Below are 22,995 nucleotides of genomic sequence, written 5' to 3' on the forward strand. Positions count from 1 at the left end.
ACCGAAGGCCAAGCGGGGGATAGAGGGGGAAGTGTGTACGAAATAGTGCGACGCCACCTGGGGAAGGTGGTGGCCGGAGCGGCCATGGCGGTGACCGGGACCGCCGTCGCGGTCGCGATCACCCTGCCGGGCACGGCGGGGGCCAGCGGGGCGGCCGGCCCCGCCGGGAACGGGACGGCGGGAACCGCCGGAGCGACGGCGGCCGGGGGAACGGCCGCGGGGACCGCCGGGGGAACGGGCGGGGCGACGGCCGGGGGAACGGCCGGTGCCGCCACCGGCGGGACCGTCCGGGGAGAGGGCGCCGCCGGGCAGGGAGGGGCGGACCCGCAGACCGCCGTCTCCGCCCCGCCGCCCGCCACCATGGCCCCCGCGCCCGCCGAGGGGAGGAAGGGGCACGGCTCCGACCCGCTCACCGACGACGAGCTCACCCGGGCCGAGCAGCTGGCGCTGACCCCGCCGGCCTCCGCCGCCCAGGAGAACGTCGAGGGAGGCCGGGGCCCGCAGCACCTGGCCACCGGGCTCGCCGACCCGCGGCCCGGCGACCCGACGCGCCGCGCAGAGGTCCGCTTCTACGACTACGCGCGCGACGAGCTCGTCACCCGCACCGTCAACCTCGACACCGGGAAGGTCGAGAAGTCCGCCGCCGTGCGCGGGGTCCAGCCCTCCGCCCACCCCGACGAGCTGCGCGAGGCCCTGGAGCTCATCCTCGCGAGCCCGCTCGGCAAGGGCGTCAAGGAGGACTACAAGGACGCCACGGGCAAGCCGCTGACCAGCACCGACCAGCTGTGGTTCAACGGTGACGCCTACCGCCCCTACCGCGAGGCGAAGGTCCCGGCCGAGCTCGCCCGCTGCGGCGAGCACCGCTGTGTCCGGCTCGTCACCAAGGTCCTCAACGGTTCCTGGATCGACACCCGGAACCTGATCGTCGACCTCTCCGCGAGGACCGTCACCCGCGTCGGCTGACCACCGCCGCGCGTCCCTGACGCGTCCCGCCCACCATCACCGCACGTAGGGGGTATCTTCCCGTGTTCACCCAGCTCACCCGGCGCAGGGGCTTCGCCGCCCTGTCCGCCGCCACCCTGCTCGGCGCCACCGCCGCGGCGGCCGGACCCGCCACCGCCGCACCCACCGCCGCACCGCGCGGGTCCGCCGCGCTCGCCGCCGCGCCCGCGGCCGCCGCGGCCCCGCAGCCCGCCCCGGTCGCCTGCTCCGCCGCGTACCGCATCACGAAGACGCTCGACGGCGGTGCCGTCTGGGACATGTGCTGGCGGTACAACACCGACGCCGGGCTGACCCTCGACAGCGTCACCTACAAGCCGCCCGGCGGCGCCCGCGTCAAGGTGCTCACCAGCGCCCGCCTCGCCCAGATCCACGTGCCGTACGACGACGGCGGCGCCGAGTACGACGACCTCACCGGCGCCGGCTTCGGCTGGGGGCTCCAGAACCTCAAGGCCACCGAGTGCCCCGGCGGCACCGTCACCACCGTCAAGGTGCCCGAGGTCGGCCAGGTCAAGGGCCTGTGCACCACGACGAGGGCCCGCGGCCACGCCTACCGCATGGCCGCCGACACCGGCAGCGGCGTCTACCAGGCCCAGGCCAAGGACCTCCTCGTCTACACCGTGAACAAGGTCGGCTGGTACGAGTACATCTCCGAGTGGCGCTTCTCCTCCGACGGCACCATCGGCGCCAACGTCGGCGCCACCGGCAGCCTTTCGCCCGCCGACTACAACGCCACCGACGGCCGCGGCTGGCCCATCGGCAAGGGCGCCCGCTCCTACGCCACCAGCCACGCCCACAACGTCTTCTGGAAGCTGGACTTCGGCCTCGACGGCGGCAAGGACCGCGTCGAGCAGTACGACTCCACCGTCAGCCCGCCCCCGGCCGGCGGCGGCGGCCCGACCGTGAAGACCAAGCGGACCGTCGTCACCAAGGAACTCGCCGGGGACGCCCGGAACATGCGCTGGTGGCGGGTGGTCAGCGGCACCGGCAAGAACGCCGACGGCCACGCCCGCTCGTACGAGATCGTGCGCGGCCACACCGACACCCACGCGGGCCGCGGCTTCACCAAGCACGACGTGTACGTCACCCAGGCGCGCGCCTGCGAGCAGTACGCGAGCAACAACATCGGCGGCTGCCCCGCCAACGCCGGTGACAGCGTGGACAAGTGGGTCAACGGCGAGACCCTGACGAAGCCGACCGTCTGGGTCAACATCGGGTTCCACCACATCGCCCGGGACGAGGACCAGCAGCCGATGCCCGTCCACTGGCAGGGCTTCCAGCTCGCGCCCAGGGACGTAACCGCTATGAATCCCCTCACTCCGGCCGATCTCGCCTCCCAGAACGGGCAGCCCGATCTGGGCAGTTGAGCAAGCGGCCGAGCGATCCTGCTGCACCGCCCGCGCTCGCGGAGTACCCTTCGTTGATCTTTGTGAACAGTGGTACGGGCAGAAGGCGGTGCGCGGGTGAGCTCGGGAGGTCGGGAGCTGCCCCCTGGTGACGAGGGCCACGACGGCGGGGCGCCGGTCGACCCCGCCGGGGCCCGGCCCGGGACGGTCTCCGTCGCGCGGCCGGTGGAGATCGGCGCCGAGCTCGACTGGGGCGCCGAGGCGTGGAGCGAGGTGCGCACCCGCGCCCAGCGTGCCGGGCGGGCCTACATCTGGCTGAACCTGGTCGAACAGCGCCTGCGGGCCGTGGTCGCGGCCGTCCTGCGGCCCGTGTACGAACCGGTGCACGGCGAGGAGTGGGTCGTGGCCGCGGCCGGTCCCGCGGGCCAGGAGTGGGTGCAGCGGGCCGTCGCGGTGCGCGAGGTCTCGCGCCGCAAGGGCTATCTCCTGGACCCCGCCGACGACAACACCCTGAGCTTCCTCACGCTCCCGCAGCTGAGGGAGCTCATGGTGCAGCACTGGCCCTGCTTCGAGCCGTACTTCGACGACCGGCGCGACGTCGAGCTCGCGCTCGACGAGCTGGAGGTCACGCGCAACGTGGTCTCCCGCAACCGGGCGCTCTCGCCGACCGTGCTCGCCCAGGCCGAGCGGGCCTCGGCGCGGCTCCTGGAGATCCTGGGCAGCGGCGCCGGGGTGCCGTCCGCCGACCGGCTGCCGGTGGACGCGGTCGAGGACCTCGTCGGCGACCGGTACGCGGACGTGGTCTCCGTCCACTCCGACCGCGTGCGGCTCCAGCGGCAGCTGCCGGCCGAGGACCTCTTCGGCGGGGCCAGGCGGCTCGACGCCACGGGCATAGGTCTCAACCTGCTCGTGCAGAACTTCTCCGGCCGCCGCATGGTCCACCTCGCGGAGTCCGGCTGCCGGACCCGGCTCCTCTTCCTCAATCCGGCGAGCAGCGCCGTGAAGCGGCGCGAGCGGGAACTCGGCCTCAAGAAGGGCGAGCTCAGCCGCTCCGTCGAGATGAACATCCTCCACATGCGGCGGGTCCGCTCGAAGCTGCGGGACCCGGGCGCCTTCCAGATCCACGTCTTCGACGAGACGCCCCGCTTCACCGCGTACCTCGTGGACGGCGACGGGCCCGACGGGGTGGGCGTCGTCCAGTCCTACCTGCGCAAGGCGCGCGGGATGGAGGCGCCGGTCTTCGTCCTGCGGGGCGGTGGGCGGAACGTGGTGCGCCCCGACCAGCGGGCCGGGCACGTACAAAGCGGACTTTTCGCTACGTATCGGGAGGAGTTCGAGTCGGTCTGGCTCGACTCCCGACCCGTCTCCTGACGGTGGCGGGCACCTCCCGGAGGGCGTTGTCAGTGGCCCGTGCGAGGGTGGTCAGCACCACGGGGGAGATCACGTAAGGAGGATTCGATGGCTTGGCACGGCGACACGCTGGTCGGCTTCGACCTGGAGACGACCGGCACCGACCCGCTGGAGGCCCGTATCGTCACGGCCTCCGTCATCGAGGTCGACGGCGGGGGAGAGATCGTGCGGCGGCGGGACTGGCTCGCCGACCCGGGCATCCACATCCCGGAGCAGGCCTCCGCGATCCACGGCATCACCACCGAGCGCGCCGCGGCCGAGGGCCGCCCCGTGCGGGAGGTCGCCGAGGAGATCGCCGAGGTCCTGGCCGCGTACTGGGAGGACGGCGTGCCCGTCGTCGCGTACAACGCCTCCTTCGACCTCACGCTCCTCTCCGCCGAGCTGCGCCGCCACGGACTGCCCTCGCTGAGCGAGCGGCTGGGGGGCGTCGAGATCGGGCCGGTCGTCGACCCGTACACGATCGACCGGGCCGTCGACCGCTACCGGCGCGGCAAGCGGACCCTCGAAGCGGTCTGCGGGGAGTACGGGGTCGTGCTCGAAGCGGCCCACCAGGCGGCGGCCGACGCGCTCGCCGCCGTCCGGGTCGCCGTCGCGATAGCCCGGCGCCACGAGCAGGTCGCCGAGCTCGACCCGGCCGAGCTGCACGAGCGGCAGATCGGCTGGTACCGCGTGTGGGCCGAGGACTTCCAGGCCTTCCTGCGGCGCAAGGGCGAGGCGGACGCGGTGATCGAGTCCACCTGGCCCGTGCGGCCGGCGGTCCTGACGGCGTAGGGCCGACCCAGCAGGCCTTCCCGGGCAGGCCTTCCCTGACGGGGTTCCCCGGCAGGCCTTCCCCGGCAGGCCTTCCCTAGAACGGGTACCAGCGGACCTCGGGGTCGCCGTCCCTCAGGGACGCCACCCGGCGCTCGAACTCGGCCAGGGCCTTCGGGTTCGTCGGCGCGTGCTGGGCCACCCACGCGCAGCTCGCGGTCTCCCGCGCGCCGCGCAGCACCGCGCACCCCTCCCACGCGCGCACGTCCCAGCCGTACGCCTCCGTGAAGGCGTCGTAGGCGGCCGGGTCGAGGCCGTACCGGTCGCGGGAGAGGGCCAGGACGACCAGGTCGTGCTCGCGCAGGTCGGAGGAGAAGGTCTCCAGGTCCATCAGGACCGGACCGTCCGGACCGACCAGGACGTTGCGGGGAAGGGCGTCACCGTGCACCGGACCCGGCGTCAGGTGCGGGGTGAGGGCGGCGGCGGCCGGGGCGAAGGCGTCGCGCCGCTCCCGGAGGAAGGCCGCGTCCGCCGGGTCGATCGCCTCGCCGGCGAGCCGCAGCCACCGCTCGACGCCGCCGAGCAGCTCCCGGCGGGGGAGCGTGACGCCCGTCGGCTCCGGCAGGGCGTGCACGGCCTTCAGGAGCGGGGCCAGGTCGCGGGGCTCCGCCGGGCGGACCGCGTCCGGCAGCCGGTGCCAGAAGGTGACCGGGTGGCCGTCGACGAGCCGCGGCTTCTCCTCGGCGGCACGGGGCGCCGGGACGCCCGCCTCGGCGAGCCAGGAGGAGAGCCCGAGCTCCCGCTCGGCCCGCCCGAACAGCTCGGCGTCACGGCCGACCTTCACCACCAGGTCGCCCACGGCGAAGACCGCGTTCTCCCCGAGGGCGAGCAGCCGCGCCTCCGCGACCGCCAGTCCCGCGGCGGCCAGGACCTCCCGTGCCCGCGCCTCGTCCATCGACCTCTCCCTCTTGCCGTGTGCGTACGGGTCAGAGTCTCCCATCCGCGCCGGCCAAGATCTTTCCGCCCTTACGCAACCTTGTTGAATAAATCACAGATAAGTGGAGGGTCTTCTCTCGGATCCCCTTCATCCGGGAAGGTTCGACCTGAGGCCACCGCGCCGCCCCCCACGAGGCGCGGTGGCCGACCTACAGTGGCCCCATGGCGACGACATACGCGGCCCTGCTCCGCGGCATCAACGTGAGCGGACACCGCAAGGTCCCCATGGCGGAGCTCCGTTCCCTCCTCGAAGGCCTCGGTCACCGGAACGTCCGCACGTACCTCCAGAGCGGCAACGCGGTCTTCACGACGGACAGGACCGACGCCTCCGAGGACGAGCTCACCACGGAGCTCGAAGACGCCGTCGAGGAGCGCTTCGGCTTCCGCGTCGACTGCCTCGTCCGCGACGCCGCCTACCTCAGGGCCGTCGCCGACGCCTGCCCCTTCCCGGCGGCCGAGCTGGAGGGCAAGCAGCTCCACGCGGTCTACTGCTCCGCCCCCGTCACCCCCGACCGCTTCGCCGCGCTCGACCGCGAGGCCTTCCTTCCCGAGGACTTCGCCCTCGGCGACCGCGTGCTCTACCTGTACGTCCCCGACGGCCTCGGCCGCTCCCGGCTGGGCGACGCCATCGCCCGCCCGGCCGTCACCAAGGGCCTGGTCGCCACCGGCAGGAACTGGAACACGGTGCTCAAGCTGGTCGAGATGACCGAGGAGAGCTGACGGCGGCGAAGTGGCCCACGCGACCGGCCGCGCAATGGCCCAGGGAAGCGGGCCGCATGCCGCCTAGATTCGTCCCATGACGACCAGCGCCCAGCCCGCCCGGCCCCGCACGACCGTCGAGTTCTTCTTCGACCCCGCCTGCCCCTTCGCCTGGATCACCTCCCGCTGGATCCTGGAGGTCGAACGCCACCGGCCGATCGACCTCCGCTTCAAGGTCATGAGCCTGTACGTCCACAACGAGGGCAACGAACTCCCCGCCTGGTACCGCGCACTCGTCGACGCATCCCTCGGCCCCGTACGCGTTGCCGCGGCCGCCGCCGAGCAGCACGGCGAGGACGTCCTGCGCCCGCTCTACACCGCGTACGGCACCCGCATCCACGAGAAGAAGCAGAAGGACTTCGACGCCGTCGTCGCCGAGTCCCTCACCGAGCTCGGCCTCCCGCCCGAACTCGCCGCCGCCGCCCACGACCCCGCGTACGACGAGGCCGTCCGCCGCCGCCACGACGAGGGGAGGGACCCCGAGGCCGACGGCTACGTCGGCACCCCCACGATCCGCGTCGACGGCACGACCTGGTTCGGCCCGGTTCTCCGCGCGATCCCGCGCGGAGAACAGGCGGCCGAACTCTTCGACGGCTTCCGCGTCCTCGCCGCCCACCCCGACTTCTTCGAACTGAAGCGGACCCGGACGGGCGGCCTGGACTTCAGCTGAGGTCCAGGCCGGTCATGGCAGGGCGCTCAGGGCGCCACGGCCGAGGTCCCCCGCTAGCGGGCGAAGCCGTAGTCGAGGAGCTTCTTGACGTCGGTCGCGCGGTTCGCCTCGGACGGGGCGGCGAGCACCGTGCCGATGACCGTCTTGCCGTTGCGGGTCGCCGCGAAGACGAGGCAGTACTTGGCCTGCGAACCCGAACCGGTCTTCACGCCGATCGCCCCGCTGTAGGTGCTCAGCAGCTTGTTCGTGTTGGTCCACGACATGTAGCGGTAGCCGCCGGACTTGGTGGTCACCTTCTGCGTCGTGGACTTCGTCTTGACGACGGTGCGGAACGTGCTGTTCTTCATCGCACTGCTCGCGATCTTCGTCAGGTCGCGCGGAGTGGAGTAGTTGCTGCCGTTGCTTATGCCGTCGAACGAGTCGAAGTGCGTGTTCCGCAGGCCGAGCCTCCGGGCCTCCGCGTTCATCTTCCCGATGAACGACTTGACCCGGGCCGCCCGCGTGGTGCCGGTGCCGAACTTGTCGGCGAGCGCGTAGGCCGCGTCGCATCCCGAGGGCAGCATCAGGCCGTAGAGGAGCTGACGGACGGTCACCTTGTCGCCGACGATGAGCCGGGCCGACGAGGCGTTCTTGGCGACGATGTAGTCGCTGTACGCCTTGTTGACGGTGACCTTGGTGTCGAGGTTCAGACCCGGCGTGGCCAGCACGACCTTCGCGGTCATGATCTTCGTGGTGGAACCGGTCGCGCGACGGGTGTCCGCGGCCTTCCCGTACAGCGTGGCGCCCGTCCCGTTGTTCATGACGAAGCCACCGGGGGCGGTGATCGACGGGACGGCGGGCGCGGCGTGTGCCTGGCCGGCGAACAGCCCTCCGGCCAGCACGGCCGAGATCGTGAACGAGACGGTCACGGCACCGCGCACGCGGAGTGTCGAAGTCTGCAACGTGTCCTGCCCTTGGTAGACGTCAGTGCGCTCGGGTCCACATCGGGCCCGCGCTCACAAGACGTCCAAGAGGCCTGCGGGGGTGCACGGTTGGGGCGTGATCTACGTCGCACCGGGCGCGGCGGCTCAGGCGGCTCAGGCGGCTCAGGCGGCTCAGGCGGTTCAGGCCGCTCAGGCGGTGCGGGCGGCCGGCCGGCGTGCCGCGCGGGCGTCGTCGTACCGCTCCACGAGGAGCGCCGCCAGTTCGGGGGACGGCCCGAGGACGCCGGCCAGGACGTCCGCCTCCGCCGCGCCCGCCGCGATGCGGTCCGGGAGGCGGCCGGGGGCGATGACGTACGGGGCGACCGCCACGCGGCGGACGCCCGGCTCCGCGCGCAGGACGCGGACGACGTCCTCCGTACGGGGAAGGGCGGCGGAGGCGAACGCGGGCCGCACGGAGCACCAACCGGTGCGCCGCAGCTCCCGCGCCGTTTCTGCGATCACCGCGATCGCCTCCGGGTCTGTGGAGCCCGCCGAGGCCAGGACGACCCCGGTCGCGCTCTTGTCGCCGGGCGCGAGCCCGGCCTCGTACAGCCGCCGTTCCACCGCCGCGACGAGCAGCGGCGACGGGCCGAGGACCTCCGCCTGGCGGATGCCCAGGGAAGGCGGTGCCTGGCGCAGGGCGGCGGGGATGTCGGCCTTCGCGTGGAAGGCACGGGTGAGGAGGAGGGGGAGGGCGACGACCTCCCGTACCCCGTCCGCCGCGAGGCGGTCGAGGACACCGGGCACGGTCGGCAGGTTGAAGTCCAGGAACGCCGTCTCCACGCGCAGCCCCGGCCGCAGCGCGCCGGCCCGGCGCACGAGCGCCTGGACGGTCGCCGCGTGCCGCGGGTCGCGGCTGCCGTGGGCGATCACGAGGAGGACGGGACGGTTCATGGCTTCGGTTCAGCCCTTCTTCACTTCACGAGCAGGCCGCGGCGGCGGAGCACCGCGCGCTCCAGCGGGCTGAAGATGAGCAGGTCGATCGCGATGCCGACGATCAGGATCAGGATGATCGCCAGGAAGATGCCGGCCATGTCGATGTTGTTGCGGCCGTTCTCCAGGAGCTGGCCGAGGCCGAGGCCCAGGTCGGGGGAGGAGGCGATGATCTCGGCGGCCATCAGCGAGCGCCACGAGAACGCCCAGCCCTGCTTGAGACCGGCCAGGTAGCCGGGGAGCGCGGCCGGCATCACGATGTACCAGGCGCCCTTGAGGCCCGTCGCGCCGAGCGTCTGGCCCGCGCGCAGGTAGAGCGGCGGGACCTGGTCGACGCCGGCGACGAGGCCGTTGGCGATCGACGGGACGGCGCCGAGCAGGATCACCGCGTACATCATGCTGTCGTTGAGGCCCAGCCACAGCACGGCGGGCGCCACCCAGGCGACCGAGGGGAGCGACTGGAGACCCGCGAGGATCGGTCCGATCGCCGCCCGCACGAACCTCACGCGGGAGACGAGCAGTCCGAGCGGCGTGCCGATGGCGAGGGCGAGGACGAATCCGTACAGGGCCCGGGACACGCTGGTCCACAGGACGCTGAAGAGCGTCCCCTCCTTCCACATGGTGGCCAGGCTGTCCCACACCTCGGACGGGGCGGGGAGCTTGTACGACTCCGTCACCTCGAAGGTGACGAGGAGCTGCCAGACGACCAGGACGAGCGCGACGGCGACGAAGGGCGGAAGGACCTTCTTGACCAGGACCTCGCGGACCGGGGTCCGGGAGACCTGGACGCTGTCGAGCGCGTCCAGGCCGGCTTCGAGACCGGCGAGGTCGTCGGTCTTGGGGGCGGTTTCAGTGCTGGCCATGGCGGCGGATCTCCCCACGGAGGTGCTCGGTGATCTCAAGGGACAGTTCCGCGACGTCCGCGTCCTCGATGCGGCGCGGCTGCGGGATGTCGATCGTCCACTCGTGGGCGATCCGGCCCGGCCGGGACGACAGGAGGACGACGCGCTCGGCGAGCCGTACGGCCTCGCGGACGTTGTGGGTGACGAAGAGCACCGACAGCTTCGTCTCCCGCCAGATCCGGGTCAGCTCGTCGTGGAGGACGTCCCGGGTGATGGCGTCGAGCGCGGCGAACGGCTCGTCCATCAGGAGCAGGTCGCTGTCCTGGGCGAGCGCGCGGGCCAGGGCGACCCGCTGGCGCATGCCGCCGGACAGCTCGTGGACCCGCTTGCCGTACGAGCCGCCGAGCCGGACGAGGTCGAGCAGCCGCTCGGCCTCCTCACGGCGCTCGGCCTTGGGCACCCCGCGCAGCCGCAGGGCGAGTTCGATGTTCTTGCCCGCGGTGAGCCACGGGAAGAGGGCGTGCTCCTGGAACATCAGGGCCGGCCGGCCGCCGGGGGTCTCGATGGACCCCGCGGACGGCCGGTCGAGTCCGGCGACCAGGTTGAGCAGGGTGGACTTGCCGCAGCCGGAGGCGCCCAGGAGGGTGACGAACTCGCCCGGGGCGACATCGAGGCTGATGTCGTCGAGGACGAGCTGCCCGCCGGAGGGCCCGCCGAAGGACTTCGAGACGTGCGCGATACGCGCGGCGTGACCGGGTGCCTCGGCGCGGTCCTCGGCCTTGGCGAGCGTCGTGGTCGTGGCCATGGTCGTCACCTCCTGGGTTGAGCTGCGGACGGGTTACTTCGCGCCGAGACCGGCGTCGGAGACCTCGGGCTGACCCGCGGCCTTCAGGACCTTGTTCAGCGGCTTCAGGTCGTAGATGCCGCCGAGCTCGGGCTCCTTGAGGAGACCGGCCTTCACCGCGTGATCGGCCTGGGCCTGGAGGGTGGCCGCCAGCGGGTCGTTGGTGAACTGGATGGACGGCCAGGCGGCGTCGATCACCTTGGCGCCGAGCGCCTTGCCCGACAGGTCCTTCAGCTTGGCGTTGGCCGAGGCCTTCGCCTTGTCCTGGTTGGCGTTGATCCACTCGTTGGTCTTCACCGACCCGCGCAGGAACGCCTCGACGACGTCCGGGTGCTCCTTCAGGAACTTCTGCGACACGATGATGTTGGTGATGACGAACTTCTTGTCCGGCCACAGGTCGGACTCGTCGAGGAGGACCTTCGCCCCGTCGGAGACCAGCTTCGACGCGGTCGGCTCCGGCACCCAGGCACCGTCGATCGCGCCGGAGGCGTACGCGTTCGGGGTGACCTTGTTGTCCGTGCGGACCACGGAGACGTCGCCCTTGCCGCTCTGGGCGTCGACCTTCCAGCCCTTCTCGGAGATCCAGTTGAGGAAGGCCACGTCCTGCGTGTTGCCGAGCTGCGGGGTGGCGATCTTCTTGCCCTTGAGGTCGTCCACGGTCTTGATCTTCGCCGGGTTCACCACGAGCTTCACGCCACCGGAGGCGGCGCCGCCGACGATGCGGAGGTTGCTGCCCTTGGTCTTCACGTAGCCGTTGATGGACGGCGAGGGGCCGATGAAGCCGATGTCGATGGAGCCGGCGTTCAGCGCCTCGATCTCGGACGGGCCCGCGTTGAAGGTGGTGGGCACGAGCTTCGTGCCGCCCAACTCCTTCTGGATGATGCCTTCCTGGTCGCCGACCAGCGCGGTGGCGTGCGTCAGGTTGGGGAAGTACCCGAGCCGTACGGTGTCGGCGGAGAGCTTCTTGGCGCCCTCGGCGGCCACGTTCTTCTTCGCGTCGGCGTTCTCGTCGTTCTTGGCCTCGGAGCCGTAGCCGCACGAGGCGAGCGCGCCGATCAGCAGCGGGAGGGCTGCGGCGGCGGCGATGGAGCGGCGCAGGGTGGTACGGGGCGTGGCAGGCACGGGAAGTTTTCCCCTCGGTTCGACTTCTCAGCGAAGTCTGCGTCTATGTCGTTCGCGGTGGAGCGGGTGGATGCCCTGGCTCCGGTGGTGCGGGTGGTGCGGTTTCGCACCGCTCACGCGGTGCGTCGAGGTCAGCACGCACATCGCGCGACACCTCCCATGCCCGCGCCGAGGGCACCGGAGCCCACCCGGCCGCCCTCCTTCGCGAAGGTGGCGTAGATGTTTCGGCTCATCTCAGAAGTCCCACCCTTCTTCTTCCGTCGAGTCGTCCGCGGTGACGGCCTTGGCGGTGGCGAAGGACTCGCCCGCCATGCCGGCCGCGAGCGTGGTGCCGTCCGCCGGGTCGATCAGCAGGAACGAACCGGTACGGCGGGAGTCCGCGTACGCGTCGAGCGCGAGCGGCTCGGCGGTGCGCACGACGACCCGGCCGATGTCGTTGGCGACGAGCTGCCCGGGGTTCGGGTGCTGGGACAGGTCGTCCAGGGTCAGCCGCGACGGGATGTCCTTGACGATCGCCTTGACCGTGCGGGTCGTGTGCTTGAGCAGCACCCGCTGGCCGACGGCGAGCGGCTGGTCGGCCACGTGGCAGACCGTCGCCTCGACGTCCTGGCTGGTCGCCGGGGCGTCGCCCACCGGGGCGATCAGGTCGCCGCGGGAGATGTCGATGTCGTCGGCGAGGCGGATCGTCACCGACTGCGGGGCCCAGGCGATGTCCACGGACTCGCCGAGCGCGTCGATCCCGCTGATCGTGGACGTCCTCCCCGAGGGCAGGACGGTGACCTGCTCGCCGACCCGGAACGCGCCGGCCGCGATCTGGCCCGCGTATCCCCGGTAGTCCGGGTGCTCGGCGGTCTGCGGGCGGATCACGTACTGCACGGGGAACCGCGCGTGGCAGGCCGTCAGGTCGTGGCTGACCGGGACGGTCTCCAGGTGCTCCAGGACGGTCGGGCCGCCGTACCAGTCCATGTGCGCGGACGGCTCCACGACGTTGTCGCCGGCGAGCGCCGAGATCGGGATCGCGGTGATCTCCGGGACGCCCAGCTCGGAGGCGTACGTCGTGAACTCCTCGGCGATCGCGGCGAAGACGGGCTCGGCGTAGTCGACGAGGTCCATCTTGTTCACGGCCAGGACCACGTGCGGGACGCGGAGCAGGGCGGCGACGGCGGCGTGCCGGCGGGTCTGCTCGACGACGCCGTTGCGGGCGTCGACGAGGACCACGGCCAGCTCGGCCGTCGAGGCGCCGGTGACCATGTTCCGGGTGTACTGCACGTGCCCGGGGGTGTCGGCGAGGATGAAGCGGCGGCGGGCGGTCGCGAAGTAGCGGTACGCCACGTCGATCGTGATGCCCTGCTCGCGCTCGGCCCGCAGGCCGTCGGTGAGCAGCGCCAGGTCGGGCGCCTCCTGGCCGCGCTTGAGCGACGCGGCCTCCACGGCCTCCAGCTGGTCGGTGAGGACCGACTTGGAGTCGTGCAGCAGGCGGCCCACCAGGGTGGACTTGCCGTCGTCGACGGAGCCGGCGGTGGCGAAACGCAGCAGGGTGGTGGCCGAGACGTCGGCGAACTGCTCGGTGGACGTGCTCATTAGAAGTACCCTTCGCGCTTGCGGTCTTCCATCGCGGCCTCGGACATCTTGTCGTCGGCGCGGGTGGCGCCCCGCTCGGTGAGGCGGGAGGCGGCGATCTCGGCGATGACGGCGTCCAGCGTGGTCGCGTCGGAGTCGACGGCGCCGGTGCAGGACATGTCGCCGACGGTGCGGTAGCGGATGAGCCGCTTCTCGACCGTCTCGGTCTCCTTCGGGCCGCCCCACTCGCCGGCGGTCAGCCACATGCCGTTGCGGGCGAAGACCTCGCGCTCGTGGGCGAAGTAGATCTCCGGCAGCTCGATGCCCTCGCGGGCGATGTACTGCCAGACGTCCAGCTCGGTCCAGTTGGAGAGCGGGAAGACGCGGACGTGCTCGCCGGGCGCGTGGCGGCCGTTGTAGAGCTGCCACAGCTCGGGGCGCTGGCGGCGCGGGTCCCACTGCGAGAACTCGTCGCGCAGGGAGAAGACGCGCTCCTTGGCGCGGGCCTTCTCCTCGTCGCGGCGGCCGCCGCCGAAGACGGCGTCGAAGCGGTGCTGCTGGATCGCCTCGGTCAGCGGCACGGTCTGGAGCGGGTTGCGGGTCCCGTCCGGACGCTCGCGCAGCTTCCCGGCGTCGATGTACTCCTGCACGGAGGCGACGTGCAGTCGCAGCCCGTGCTCGGCCACGACGCGGTCGCGGTAGGCGAGGACCTCGGGGAAGTTGTGCCCGGTGTCGACGTGGAGGAGCGTGAAGGGGACCGGCGCGGGGGCGAAGGCCTTCAGCGCCAGGTGCAGCATGACGATGGAGTCCTTGCCGCCGGAGAACAGGATCACCGGCCGCTCGAACTCGCCCGCCACCTCACGGAAGATGTGGACGGCCTCGGACTCCAGGGAGTCGAGGTGCGACAGCGCGAACGGGCTGTCCGTGGTGTCGTGGGCGTGGGCAACGGTGGTCACAGCAGACCCCTCTCGGTGAGCAGCGCGTGCAGCTGCGCCGCGGACTCCTGCACGGTCTGGTCCTGGGACTCGATCCGCAGATCGGGCGTCTCCGGGGCCTCGTACGGGTCGTCGACGCCGGTCAGGCCGGAGATCTCGCCGGCCGCCTGCTTGGCGTAGAGGCCCTTGACGTCACGGACCGAGCAGACCTCGACCGGGGTCGCCACGTGCACCTCGACGAAGGCGGTGCCCTCGGCCGCGTGCCGCTTGCGGACCGCCTCGCGGCTGTCGGCGTACGGGGCGATGACGGGGACCAGGACCTTGACGCCGTGCGAGGCGAGCAGCTCGGCGACGAAGCCGATGCGCTGCACGTTGGTGTGGCGGTCCTCGCGGCTGAAGCCGAGGCCCGCCGAGAGGAACTCGCGGATCTCGTCGCCGTCGAGGATCTCGACGCGGTGGCCCTCCTCGCGGAGGCGGCCGGCCAGCTCGTACGCGATGGTGGTCTTCCCGGCGCTCGGCAGGCCGGTCAGCCAGATGGTGGCACCGGTCACGTCATTCTCCTGAGATGTCTGATGATCCGTCGGCTGACGGTCGGCGGGCTGCCGGCCGGCGGGGTGATGGCCGGAGGGGTGATGGTCCGTCATCCGTGCAGCCCGCATTCGGTCTTGGCCCGCCCCGCCCAGCGTCCGGCGCGGGCGTCCTCGCCCTCCAGGACGCGGCGGGTGCAGGGCGCGCAGCCGACGGAGGCGTAACCGTCCATCAGGAGCGGGTTGGTGAGGACGCCGTGCTCCATGACGTACGCGTCCACGTCGTCCTGGGTCCAGCGGGCGATCGGGGAGACCTTGACCTTCCCGCGCTTCTCGTCCCAGCCGACGACCGGGGTGTTCGCCCGGGTCGGGGACTCGTCGCGGCGCAGGCCCGTCGCCCACGCGCCGTACGCGGTCAGGCCGTCCTCGAGCGGCTTGACCTTGCGCAGCGCGCAGCACAGGTCGGGGTCGCGGTCGTGCAGCCTGGGGCCGTACTCGGCGTCCTGCTCGGCCACGGTCTGGCGTGGGGTCAGCGTGATGACGTTGACGTCCATGACGGCGTCGACGGCGTCGCGGGTGCCGATGGTCTCCTCGAAGTGGTAGCCCGTGTCGAGGAAGACGACGTCCACGCCGGGCCGCACCCGCGAGGCGAGGTGGGCCACGACCGCGTCCTCCATGGAGGAGGTGACGCAGAAGCGGTCGCCGAAGGTGTCCACGGCCCATCGGATGATCTCCAGGGCGGAGGCGTCCTCCAGATCACGGCCGGCCTGCTCGGCGAGTGCCTTGAGGTCGGCCGCGGTCGCGTCCTGACTGACCTGAGTCGTCGTCATATCTGATCCCCTCCAGTGGTGTTGCCGGAAGTCCCCGGGGCGAGCAGCCCCAGGAACTTCAACTGGAAGGCTCGGCTGCACGCGGCGCATTCCCACGCGCCGTGACCCTGTTCGCCGGGCCGGAGGTCCTCGTCCCCGCAGTAGGGGCAGAAGAACGGGGCCGCACGCTCGCTCACGACAGGGCCTCCTCGGAGGCGCGGGCGGTCCAGGTGGCGAAGCGCTCGCCGTCCTCGCGCTCCGCCTGGAAGCGCTTGAGGACCCGCTCGACGTAGTCGGGGAGCTCGGCCGCGGTGACCTTGAGGCCGCGGACCTTGCGGCCGAAACCGGCCTCGAGGCCGAGCGCGCCGCCCAGGTGCACCTGGTAGCCCTCGACGCGGTTGCCCTCGTCGTCCAGGACCAGCTGGCCCTTGAGGCCGATGTCCGCGACCTGGATGCGGGCGCAGGCGTTCGGGCAGCCGTTGATGTTGATCGTCAGCGGCTCGTCGAACTCCGGGATGCGCCGCTCCAGTTCGTCGATGAGCGACGAGCCGCGGCCCTTCGTCTCGACGATCGCGAGCTTGCAGAACTCGATGCCGGTGCAGGCCATCGTGCCGCGCCGGAACGGCGACGGGGTGACCCGCAGGTCCATCGCCTCCAGGGCGGAGGTGAGCGACTCGACCTGCGCCTCCTCGATGTCGAGGACGAGCATCTTCTGCTCGGCGGTGGTGCGGACGCGGCCCGAGCCGTGTGCCTCGGCGATCTCGGCGATCTTCGTCAGCGTGGCGCCGTCGACGCGGCCGACGCGCGGCGCGAAGCCGACGTAGAACCGGCCGTCCTTCTGGCGGTGCACGCCGACGTGGTCGCGCCACTGGCCCGAGGGCTGCTCCGGGGCGGGGCCGTCGACGAGCGCGCGCTTGAGGTACTCGTCCTCCAGGACCTTGCGGAACTTCTCCGGGCCCCAGTCGGCGACGAGGAACTTCAGGCGGGCGCGGTTGCGCAGCCGGCGGTAGCCGTAGTCGCGGAAGATCGAGATGACGCCCTCGTAGACGTCCGGGACCTCGTCGAGCGGGACCCAGGCGCCGAGGCGGACGCCGAGCTTGGGGTTGGTGGACAGGCCGCCGCCGACCCAGAGGTCGAAGCCGGGCCCGTGCTCCGGGTGGTTCACGCCGACGAAGGCGATGTCGTTGATCTCGTGCGCCACGTCGAGCAGCGGCGAGCCGGAGATCGCGGACTTGAACTTGCGGGGCAGGTTGGAGAAGTCCTTGTTGCCGACGATCCGGCGGTAGATCTCGTCGATGGCGGGCGTGCCGTCGATGATCTCGTCCTCGGCGATCCCGGCCACCGGCGAGCCGAGGACGACGCGCGGGGTGTCACCGCAGGCCTCGGTGGTCGACAGGCCGACCGCCTCCAGGCGGTTCCAGATCTCCGGGACGTCCTCGATGCGGATCCAGTGGTACTGGACGTTCTGCCGGTCCGTGATGTCGGCGGTGCCGCGGGCGAACTCCTCGGAGATCTCGCCGATGACGCGCAGCTGCTCGGTCGTCAGCCGGCCGCCGTCGATGCGGACGCGGAGCATGAAGTACTCGTCGTCCAGCTCCTCCGGCTCCAGGACGCCCGTCTTGGTGCCGTCGAGACCCTGCTTGCGCTGGGTGTAGAGGCCCCACCAGCGCATGCGCCCGCGCAGGTCGTTGGGGTCGATGGAGTCGAAACCGCGCTTCGAGTAGACCGTCTCAATACGTGTCCGTACGTTGAGACCGTCGTCGTCCTTCTTGAACTGCTCATTGCCGTTCAGCGGGGTGAAGTGCCCCACGGCCCACTGACCCTCGCCACGGTGACGCCCGGCCTTGCGGCGGGCGGCGGCGGGAGTGGGGTTTTCCGGGGTGGCGGCCATGGCGTTTCGTCCTTCGGGACTGCGAGAGGGCGGCTCTGACCTGCACACTCGCGCGCAGGTCAGAGGGTGGCGCGTCAGTGCGCAGCAGGGTCGGGCAGAAGAGTGATCGCGGCGGTGCTGAAGCTGTCAGCGCGCCGGACAGATGGCGCTGGACATGCGGCCGAGGTCGACGTGCCGCCGACTCACCAAGGCAGTTCCAGTTCCAGACATGACGGAAGCGTGTCACGGGACTTTGGACCCAGTCCAGCATTGTCCAACATTTGGACGTACCTGTCTCGTTTGATGAGATGCTGTGTCCTGGGTCACGCGAAAGGGGCCCCGTCGGGGGCCCCTTCGTGGTGTTTCGTACGGATCAGGCGTAAGCGCCCGGCCACGGACCCGGGTTCTCCGACTCGGCCACTTCCTCCACCTTGGTGTCGTAGAGCCGGAAACCGCGCCGCTCGTAGTTCGCCATCGCGTGCGGGCCGTCGAGCGAGCAGGTGTGCAGCCACACGCGCTTCGTCTCCTCGCGCCCCGGCCAGCGGTCCGCCAGGTCCCAGGCGCGCCGCACTCCCTCGGTCAGCAGGTGTCCGCCGATGCCGCGCCCGCGGAAGGCGGCGATCAGACCGAAGTAGACGATCTCGACGACACCGTCGTCCTGCGGGTCGAGCTCCACGTACCCGGCCGGCGTCCCGCGGTCGTACGCGACCCAGATCTCGGCGCCCGGCTTCTCGACGATCGCCTGCCACTCCTTGTACGTGAGCCCCAGGCGGTCGTTCCAGCGGATGTCGCCGCCGACCGCCGTGTAGAGGAAGCGGCTGAACTCGGCCGAGGGCACCTCGGCGCGGGTGATGGCGAGGCCGTCGCCCTCCGGGGTGCGGGAGGGGCGGAGATCGGTCGGCGCCGTCTGTTCGAGGGACCAGGTCGTGAGAGTGATGCTCATGTGCTCATCGCATCATGCGGAGCGCCGGATTCCTACCCTGTTCGGTCCTGGCGGACAGGGTGTCCGCCATGCGGACATCCTGTGAATCCGTGGACAGGAAGAGAGGCAGGAGGCGGCCCCGACCTCCGAGGTGCTCCCATTACCTCCGAGGTGCTCCCATGACCTCCGAGGTAATCGACCCCGTCCCGCCCTCCCGGCAGATTGATCCCATCGGACCGGGGCCGGCGCAGGGCCGCCCCCGACGGTGGACGACGCGAGGGGTACGACATGGGGACGAGCCGGCGTGGACGGGTGGGCGTCGCGATGGCGACGGCGATGGCGGCGGCGGTCGCGGCGGGGACGGCGGGGACGGCGGCCGTCACCGTGACGGCCGCCGAGGCGCTGCCGGGCGGGGCCGCCACGGTCGCCGGATCCGACTGCCCGCAGGCCCGCGGGAAGGTCGAGCGGCTCGAAGGCCGGATCACCCCGAACGCCTGCGCCTTCATGGAGCGGCAGATCGCCTTCGGCGAGCTGCCGACCGGCACCCCGCCCGCACCCGGCGACCTCACCCACCCCCGCGTCAGGGCCTACCTGGACATCTTCGACCCCGAGGCCACCCTCTGGGAGGCCGGCGGCGCGCCGCAGCGCGGCCGCACCGCCATCGGCACCTCCATCACGGGCTCCCTGGCCCTCGTGCCCGGCCTCCGCTACCGGGGCACGGACGTCGTCGCCGACGGCAGCACGGTGATGTTCGGGCAGTGGAACGAGGTCACCCTCAAGGGCCGCACGATCGCCTACCCGCAGATCGCCAGGAACGTCCTCGGCGACGAGGGCCGCACCCTCCAGGCCCGCCGCTACTACGACCGGGCCGTCCTCTTCCAGGACACCGTGCCCGAGCTCGCCCCCGCCCCGCTCTTCGCGGGCGTCGCGGACGCGACGCGCCCGCGCGACGCCGAACCGGAGGCGGCCGCGCCCCCGCTGCCGGGGAGCCCCCGCGCCGGCGAACTGCCCGAGCGGCTCGCCGCCTGGAACGGAGAGGACGCCGACGCCCTCCTCGTACGGGCCGGGGGCGCCCGGCTCACGGGCCCCGGGCTGGCCGCACCCCTCGCCACCGAGGCGGGCAAGCGCGCCTACCTGGAGCGCCTCTTCGCCACCGCCGACCTCCGCCTCAAGCCCGGACAGGTCGCCGTCGGCACGAGCACGACCTACGTCGAGTGGCACGGCACCGCCTCCGTCGCCGACGGCGCCGGGACCCGTACCGGCATCCCCTTCGGGATCGTGGAGCGCTTCGGGCCCGGCGGGGAGTGGGAGCTGTCCTTCGACACCCTGCCGCTGGTCGCGGACCAGAAGCGGATCGGCGCGCTCTTCCAGAGGCTCGCCTCCTGAGGGGAGCCGGGTTCCCGCCTCCTGAGGTGGCGCGGGTTCCCGCCTCCTGAGGGGGCCCGGGTTCTCGCGTCCTGAGGCGGGCTACTGGCCGGCGGCGGGTGTGCGCGCGGCCCGTACCGCCGGTGCGACGGAATGGGGCAGCAGGTCGCCCGGGTGCTCGGGCCGGAGCACCTCCACCGCCACCTCCTCCCGGAAGCGGTACGGGCGGTGCGCCAGGACCCCGGCGAGGTTCCGCCGCACCCGGGACATCTCGGCCCTGACGGTCACCGTCTTCGACCGGTCCCCGAACACGTCGTCCGCGAGCTCCGCCGCCGTCCGACCGCCCCGGTGCAGCGCCAGGACGTAGAGGAGCTCCGCGTGCCGGGGGCTCAGCTCCTGCTGCCAGCTCCCCGCCGCGCCGGAGACGGACACCGACGCGCGGCGCGCCCGGCTCAGGTCGAGGACCACGCGGCTCGCCGCGTCCGCCCCGGACTCCGCGGGCGCGTTCTCCTCCTCGACCCGGAGCAGCCAGCCGCCCGGCAGCGGCTCCACCGCGCACTGCCCGAGCGACGGCAGCCACATCCGCCCGGCCCGTACGGACTTGGGGAGCGCGATCCGGTCCACCGGCGCGAGCCCGGTCACCGCCGCCGTCCAGCCGTGCGTGTCGACGGCCACCGCCCGCCCGCCCACCCGGCACAGGATCGGCGCCGCCACCGAGCGCAGCCGCTCGACCGACCGCCGGTGCCGCTCGCGCATCTCCGCCTCGGCGAGCTGCGCGACCGAGGCGACGAGCGGCAGCATCGCCGGATGGAAGCTGGAGGCCGGGCCGCTGACGTCGAGGATGCCCAGGACCCGCTGGTCGCGCGGGTCGTGGACGGGCGCGGCGGCGCACGTCCAGTTGTGCAGGGCGTGCACGTAGTGCTCGGCGGAGTGGACCTGCACCGCCCGCCCCATCGCGAGCGCCGTGCCGACCGCGTTCGTCCCGGTCGTGTGCTCGGTCCAGGCCGCGCCCTCCTCCAGGCAGATGTCGTTGGCGCGGCGCATCACGGCCGGGTTCCCCTGCCGCCACAGGACCCGTCCGTGCTCGTCGGTGACCACCATGATCTGGCGTGAGGTGTCGGCGATGCCGGCGAGACCGCCGCTGAGGGTCTGCATCACCTCGGCGAGGAGGGTGCTCCTGCGACGGTGCTCCAGCTCGTCGCGATGGAGCAGCACGCTGCTCGTGCCCCGGTCCGGGTCGAGGCCGAGCCGGGCCATCCGCTGCCAGGACGCGTCGATCACGGCGCGGGGCGCGATCGGGGGCGTACGGCCCGCGAGGGTCTCGTCGCGGACGCGGTGCAGCAGGCGGGTGGCCTGCACGGCGTCCATGGCGGCCAGCCTCGCCATGTCGAGCTGCGTGTTCTTCATCGGTCTCTCCCAGCCACCCGTGGTGCTGTATCGGTTCTGCACGGGGCAGATGTCCGGAGTGTCGGTGCCCATGGTGCCGTTCGCGGCCACCCGGCGCGGCCCGGTTCGGGTAATCCTGCAACCCTTTGCAACTCTGGCGAGCGGTGGGCGCGTACGTGAAGGTGGTGTGAAGCGGCGGGTGGTGCCGTGTCGGCGCAGCACCACCCCCGCTCTCCGCGCGTGCCGACCCTTCCGGGTCCACCCCTGGTGCGCGCGGCCCCCACGTCAGACGCGGTTCCGCAGCAGGCGGGAACCCGTCAGGGCCGGGCAGGAGCCCGTCAGACCCCCACCCGCGCCCGCTCCACCACCGCCCGCAAATCCAGCGTGTGCGGCAGGGTTCCGAACGTCGAACCCCCGTCCCCGCCCAGCCGCGACGCGCAGAACGCGTCCGCCACCTCCGCCGGCGCCCACCGCACGAGCAGCGAACCCTGGAGCACGAGCGCCATCCGCTCCACCAGCCGCCGGGCCCGCGCCTCCATGCCGTCCAGGTCGGCCAGTTCGACGAGGAGCCCGCGGATCGCCTTGTCGAGCCGGTGGTCCGCGCCCCGGGCCGCCCCCACCTCCCGCAGGAACGCGTCGAACGCGCCCGGTTCGGTCCGCAGTGCCCGCAGCACGTCCAGCGCCTGCACGTTCCCCGAGCCCTCCCACACCGAGTTGAGCGGCGACTCGCGCAGCAGCCGGGGCATCCCGGACTCCTCGACGTACCCGTTGCCCCCGAGGCACTCCAGGGCCTCCGCCACGACCGGGGTGCACCGCTTCGTGACCCAGTACTTCGCCATGGGAACGGCGATACGGAGAAGGGAGCGCTCGTCGGAGTCGTACGCCGCGGCCAGCCGCATCCCGAGAACGGTCGCGGCCTCGGACTCGACCGCCAGGTCGGCCAGCACGTTCCGCATGAGCGGCTTCTCGATCAGCACGCCCCCGAACGCCTCCCGGTACGCGCAGTGGTGCACGGCCTGCGCCACCGCCTGCCGCATCAGCGCCGCCGAGCTCAGCACACAGTCGAGCCGGGTCGCCGCCACCATGTCGATGACGGTCCGGATCCCGCGCCCCTCCTCGCCGATCCGGCGCGCCCAGGTCGTCCCGTCGAACTCCACCTCGGCGGAGGCGTTGGACCGGTTGCCCAGCTTGTCCTTGAGCCGCTGGAGGGCGAACGCGTTCCGCGAGCCGTCGGGAAGCACGCGGGGCAGCAGGAAACAGGTCAGCCCGCCCGGGGCCCGGGCGAGGACGAGGAAGGCGTCGGACATGGGGGCCGAGCAGAACCACTTGTGCCCGGTGAGCGCGTACTCGCCCTCGGGACCGAGCGGCCGCGCCTCCGTCGTGTTCCCCCGTACGTCGCTGCCGCCCTGCTTCTCCGTCAGCGCCATCCCGAGCAGCGCCCCCGGTTTCTCGGCGACGGGCCGCAGCCCCCGCTCGTACACGTGCGAGGTCGCCGCCGGCTCCCACACCTCCGCGAGTTCCGGCTCGGCGCGGAGCGTCGGCACCGACGCGTGCGTCATCGACACCGGGCAGACGTGCCCCGCCTCCGCCTGGGACACCACCAGAAGCCCGGCGGCCCGCCGGACGTGCCCGCCCGGACGGCCCCAGGCGTCCGTCAGCCCCGCGCCCACCGACTTGCCGAGCAGCCGGTGCCAGGCCGGATGGAAGTCGACCTCGTCGATCCGGTGGCCGTACCGGTCGTGGGTCCGCAGCCGCGGCGGGTTCGCGTTCGCCAGCTCCCCCCACTCCCTGGCCTGCGCGGATCCCATCGCCCGCCCGAGCAGGGACAGCTCGTCCCGGGCCTCGTCGAGGAGCTCGGGAGCGAGGTGACGCTCCACCGCCTCCGTCAGCGTGAGGTCGCACGAGTAGACGTCGTATCCCACCAGGGGTGGAGCCTGGTTGGTCACGGTGTGGGTGCTCGGTGCCATGCCGATACGGTAAGCAGGTGC

23 protein-coding genes are annotated in these 22,995 nt (G+C 72.2%); 7 read left to right on the forward strand and 16 right to left on the reverse strand.

Features of this window, described 5'->3' with window-relative positions; translation table 11 throughout:
- Positions 1 to 84 precede the first annotated feature (84 nt).
- The 4 genes from AB0G79_RS27680 to AB0G79_RS27695 all read left to right on the forward strand — a co-directional run bounded on the left by AB0G79_RS27680 (position 85) and on the right by AB0G79_RS27695 (position 4,526).
- Positions 85 to 963, forward strand: coding sequence for a Tat pathway signal sequence domain protein (locus AB0G79_RS27680; RefSeq protein ID WP_360811098.1), 879 nt, complete (start codon positions 85 to 87; stop codon positions 961 to 963).
- A 62-nt stretch (positions 964 to 1,025) separates the two neighbouring features.
- Positions 1,026 to 2,366 (forward strand): copper amine oxidase, encoded by a 1,341-nt coding sequence (locus AB0G79_RS27685; RefSeq protein WP_360811043.1) that lies wholly within the window; start codon positions 1,026 to 1,028, stop codon positions 2,364 to 2,366.
- A gap of 96 nt (positions 2,367 to 2,462) precedes the next feature.
- The gene (locus tag AB0G79_RS27690; RefSeq protein ID WP_360811045.1) at positions 2,463 to 3,716 is read left to right on the forward strand and encodes an SAV2148 family HEPN domain-containing protein; all 1,254 of its coding nucleotides are present in this window, start codon (positions 2,463 to 2,465) and stop codon (positions 3,714 to 3,716) included.
- An 87-nt stretch (positions 3,717 to 3,803) separates the two neighbouring features.
- Positions 3,804 to 4,526: a 3'-5' exonuclease gene (locus AB0G79_RS27695; protein WP_360811047.1), complete on the forward strand. Its 723-nt coding sequence runs from the start codon at positions 3,804 to 3,806 to the stop codon at positions 4,524 to 4,526.
- A gap of 76 nt (positions 4,527 to 4,602) precedes the next feature.
- Here the strand turns inward: AB0G79_RS27695 and AB0G79_RS27700 are convergent, their stop codons facing one another.
- Entirely contained in the window at positions 4,603 to 5,460 is an 858-nt protein-coding gene (locus AB0G79_RS27700) for an aminoglycoside phosphotransferase family protein (protein WP_360811049.1), read from the reverse strand.
- 203 nt (positions 5,461 to 5,663) lie between these two features.
- Here AB0G79_RS27700 and AB0G79_RS27705 point away from each other — a divergent pair, with 203 nt between their 5' ends.
- Positions 5,664 to 6,221, forward strand: a complete 558-nt coding sequence (locus AB0G79_RS27705; RefSeq protein ID WP_360811051.1) for a DUF1697 domain-containing protein — start codon at positions 5,664 to 5,666, stop codon at positions 6,219 to 6,221.
- A gap of 76 nt (positions 6,222 to 6,297) precedes the next feature.
- Entirely contained in the window at positions 6,298 to 6,930 is a 633-nt protein-coding gene (locus tag AB0G79_RS27710; protein ID WP_360811053.1) for a DsbA family protein, read from the forward strand.
- 53 nt (positions 6,931 to 6,983) lie between these two features.
- Here the strand turns inward: AB0G79_RS27710 and AB0G79_RS27715 are convergent, their stop codons facing one another.
- The 13 genes from AB0G79_RS27715 to AB0G79_RS27775 form a co-directional block, all read right to left on the reverse strand.
- Positions 6,984 to 7,850, reverse strand: coding sequence for a D-alanyl-D-alanine carboxypeptidase (locus tag AB0G79_RS27715; RefSeq protein ID WP_360811100.1), 867 nt, complete (start codon positions 7,848 to 7,850; stop codon positions 6,984 to 6,986).
- 192 nt (positions 7,851 to 8,042) lie between these two features.
- Positions 8,043 to 8,786 (reverse strand): sirohydrochlorin chelatase, encoded by a 744-nt coding sequence (locus AB0G79_RS27720; protein WP_360811055.1) that lies wholly within the window; start codon positions 8,784 to 8,786, stop codon positions 8,043 to 8,045.
- Between the two features lie 20 nt (positions 8,787 to 8,806).
- Positions 8,807 to 9,688 carry an ABC transporter permease subunit gene (locus AB0G79_RS27725; RefSeq protein WP_360811057.1) on the reverse strand — a complete coding sequence of 294 codons (882 nt, stop codon included), beginning with the start codon at positions 9,686 to 9,688 and terminating at the stop codon, positions 8,807 to 8,809.
- Positions 9,675 to 10,472: an ABC transporter ATP-binding protein gene (locus AB0G79_RS27730; protein ID WP_360811059.1), complete on the reverse strand. Its 798-nt coding sequence runs from the start codon at positions 10,470 to 10,472 to the stop codon at positions 9,675 to 9,677. The genes AB0G79_RS27725 and AB0G79_RS27730 overlap by 14 nt, the downstream gene beginning before the upstream one ends.
- A 33-nt stretch (positions 10,473 to 10,505) precedes the next feature.
- Positions 10,506 to 11,633, reverse strand: a complete 1,128-nt coding sequence (locus AB0G79_RS27735; RefSeq protein WP_360811061.1) for an aliphatic sulfonate ABC transporter substrate-binding protein — start codon at positions 11,631 to 11,633, stop codon at positions 10,506 to 10,508.
- Positions 11,634 to 11,867: 234 nt separating this feature from the next.
- On the reverse strand, positions 11,868 to 13,214 hold the full coding sequence (locus AB0G79_RS27740) for a GTP-binding protein (protein ID WP_360811063.1): 1,347 nt from the start codon (positions 13,212 to 13,214) through the stop codon (positions 11,868 to 11,870).
- Positions 13,214 to 14,149, reverse strand: a complete 936-nt coding sequence (gene cysD, locus AB0G79_RS27745; protein ID WP_360811065.1) for a sulfate adenylyltransferase subunit CysD — start codon at positions 14,147 to 14,149, stop codon at positions 13,214 to 13,216. Before cysD ends, AB0G79_RS27740 begins: the two co-directional genes overlap by 1 nt.
- Entirely contained in the window at positions 14,146 to 14,772 is a 627-nt protein-coding gene (cysC, locus tag AB0G79_RS27750; RefSeq protein WP_360811067.1) for an adenylyl-sulfate kinase, read from the reverse strand. The genes cysD and cysC overlap by 4 nt, the downstream gene beginning before the upstream one ends.
- Positions 14,769 to 15,485, reverse strand: a complete 717-nt coding sequence (locus AB0G79_RS27755) for a phosphoadenylyl-sulfate reductase (RefSeq protein WP_360811069.1) — start codon at positions 15,483 to 15,485, stop codon at positions 14,769 to 14,771. Before AB0G79_RS27755 ends, cysC begins: the two co-directional genes overlap by 4 nt.
- A complete protein-coding gene (locus AB0G79_RS27760; RefSeq protein ID WP_360811071.1) occupies positions 15,482 to 15,661 on the reverse strand; it encodes a hypothetical protein in 180 nt (59 codons plus the stop codon). Before AB0G79_RS27760 ends, AB0G79_RS27755 begins: the two co-directional genes overlap by 4 nt.
- Positions 15,658 to 17,355: a nitrite/sulfite reductase gene (locus tag AB0G79_RS27765; protein ID WP_360811073.1), complete on the reverse strand. Its 1,698-nt coding sequence runs from the start codon at positions 17,353 to 17,355 to the stop codon at positions 15,658 to 15,660. The genes AB0G79_RS27760 and AB0G79_RS27765 overlap by 4 nt, the downstream gene beginning before the upstream one ends.
- Positions 17,356 to 17,481: 126 nt before the next feature.
- Positions 17,482 to 17,565, reverse strand: coding sequence for a putative leader peptide (locus AB0G79_RS27770; protein ID WP_312846743.1), 84 nt, complete (start codon positions 17,563 to 17,565; stop codon positions 17,482 to 17,484).
- A 142-nt stretch (positions 17,566 to 17,707) separates the two neighbouring features.
- Positions 17,708 to 18,277, reverse strand: coding sequence for a GNAT family N-acetyltransferase (locus AB0G79_RS27775; protein WP_360811075.1), 570 nt, complete (start codon positions 18,275 to 18,277; stop codon positions 17,708 to 17,710).
- A gap of 267 nt (positions 18,278 to 18,544) precedes the next feature.
- Between AB0G79_RS27775 and AB0G79_RS27780 the strand changes: the two genes are divergently transcribed.
- Positions 18,545 to 19,642 (forward strand): hypothetical protein, encoded by a 1,098-nt coding sequence (locus tag AB0G79_RS27780; protein ID WP_360811077.1) that lies wholly within the window; start codon positions 18,545 to 18,547, stop codon positions 19,640 to 19,642.
- An 81-nt stretch (positions 19,643 to 19,723) separates the two neighbouring features.
- Here AB0G79_RS27780 and AB0G79_RS27785 read toward each other — a convergent pair whose 3' ends face one another.
- Both AB0G79_RS27785 and AB0G79_RS27790 read right to left on the reverse strand, forming a co-directional pair.
- Positions 19,724 to 21,028 carry a GAF domain-containing protein gene (locus tag AB0G79_RS27785; RefSeq protein ID WP_360811079.1) on the reverse strand — a complete coding sequence of 435 codons (1,305 nt, stop codon included), beginning with the start codon at positions 21,026 to 21,028 and terminating at the stop codon, positions 19,724 to 19,726.
- A gap of 317 nt (positions 21,029 to 21,345) precedes the next feature.
- Positions 21,346 to 22,974, reverse strand: a complete 1,629-nt coding sequence (locus tag AB0G79_RS27790; RefSeq protein ID WP_360811082.1) for an acyl-CoA dehydrogenase family protein — start codon at positions 22,972 to 22,974, stop codon at positions 21,346 to 21,348.
- Positions 22,975 to 22,995: the final 21 nt, after the last annotated feature.

The organism is Streptomyces sp. NPDC020807 (genome assembly GCF_040641575.1).
Taxonomy (GTDB): Bacteria; Actinomycetota; Actinomycetes; order Streptomycetales; family Streptomycetaceae; genus Streptomyces.

Excerpts from the sequence above, each read along its gene's own strand:
- cysC (WP_360811067.1), bottom strand. The coding sequence starts at position 14,772 with ATGACGGACCATCACCCCTCCGGCCATCACCCCGCCGGCCGGCAGCCC.
- AB0G79_RS27755 (WP_360811069.1), bottom strand. The coding sequence starts at position 15,485 with ATGACGACGACTCAGGTCAGTCAGGACGCGACCGCGGCCGACCTCAAG.
- AB0G79_RS27785 (WP_360811079.1), bottom strand. The coding sequence starts at position 21,028 with ATGAAGAACACGCAGCTCGACATGGCGAGGCTGGCCGCCATGGACGCC.
- AB0G79_RS27730 (WP_360811059.1), bottom strand. The coding sequence starts at position 10,472 with ATGGCCACGACCACGACGCTCGCCAAGGCCGAGGACCGCGCCGAGGCA.
- AB0G79_RS27705 (WP_360811051.1), top strand. The coding sequence starts at position 5,664 with ATGGCGACGACATACGCGGCCCTGCTCCGCGGCATCAACGTGAGCGGA.
- AB0G79_RS27710 (WP_360811053.1), top strand. The coding sequence starts at position 6,298 with ATGACGACCAGCGCCCAGCCCGCCCGGCCCCGCACGACCGTCGAGTTC.
- AB0G79_RS27680 (WP_360811098.1), top strand. The coding sequence starts at position 85 with ATGGCGGTGACCGGGACCGCCGTCGCGGTCGCGATCACCCTGCCGGGC.
- AB0G79_RS27740 (WP_360811063.1), bottom strand. The coding sequence starts at position 13,214 with ATGAGCACGTCCACCGAGCAGTTCGCCGACGTCTCGGCCACCACCCTG.
- AB0G79_RS27780 (WP_360811077.1), top strand. The coding sequence starts at position 18,545 with ATGGGGACGAGCCGGCGTGGACGGGTGGGCGTCGCGATGGCGACGGCG.
- AB0G79_RS27765 (WP_360811073.1), bottom strand. The coding sequence starts at position 17,355 with ATGGCCGCCACCCCGGAAAACCCCACTCCCGCCGCCGCCCGCCGCAAG.
- AB0G79_RS27700 (WP_360811049.1), bottom strand. The coding sequence starts at position 5,460 with ATGGACGAGGCGCGGGCACGGGAGGTCCTGGCCGCCGCGGGACTGGCG.
- AB0G79_RS27695 (WP_360811047.1), top strand. The coding sequence starts at position 3,804 with ATGGCTTGGCACGGCGACACGCTGGTCGGCTTCGACCTGGAGACGACC.
- AB0G79_RS27770 (WP_312846743.1), bottom strand. The coding sequence starts at position 17,565 with ATGTCTGGAACTGGAACTGCCTTGGTGAGTCGGCGGCACGTCGACCTC.
- AB0G79_RS27790 (WP_360811082.1), bottom strand. The coding sequence starts at position 22,974 with ATGGCACCGAGCACCCACACCGTGACCAACCAGGCTCCACCCCTGGTG.
- AB0G79_RS27725 (WP_360811057.1), bottom strand. The coding sequence starts at position 9,688 with ATGGCCAGCACTGAAACCGCCCCCAAGACCGACGACCTCGCCGGTCTC.
- AB0G79_RS27720 (WP_360811055.1), bottom strand. The coding sequence starts at position 8,786 with ATGAACCGTCCCGTCCTCCTCGTGATCGCCCACGGCAGCCGCGACCCG.
- AB0G79_RS27775 (WP_360811075.1), bottom strand. The coding sequence starts at position 18,277 with ATGAGCATCACTCTCACGACCTGGTCCCTCGAACAGACGGCGCCGACC.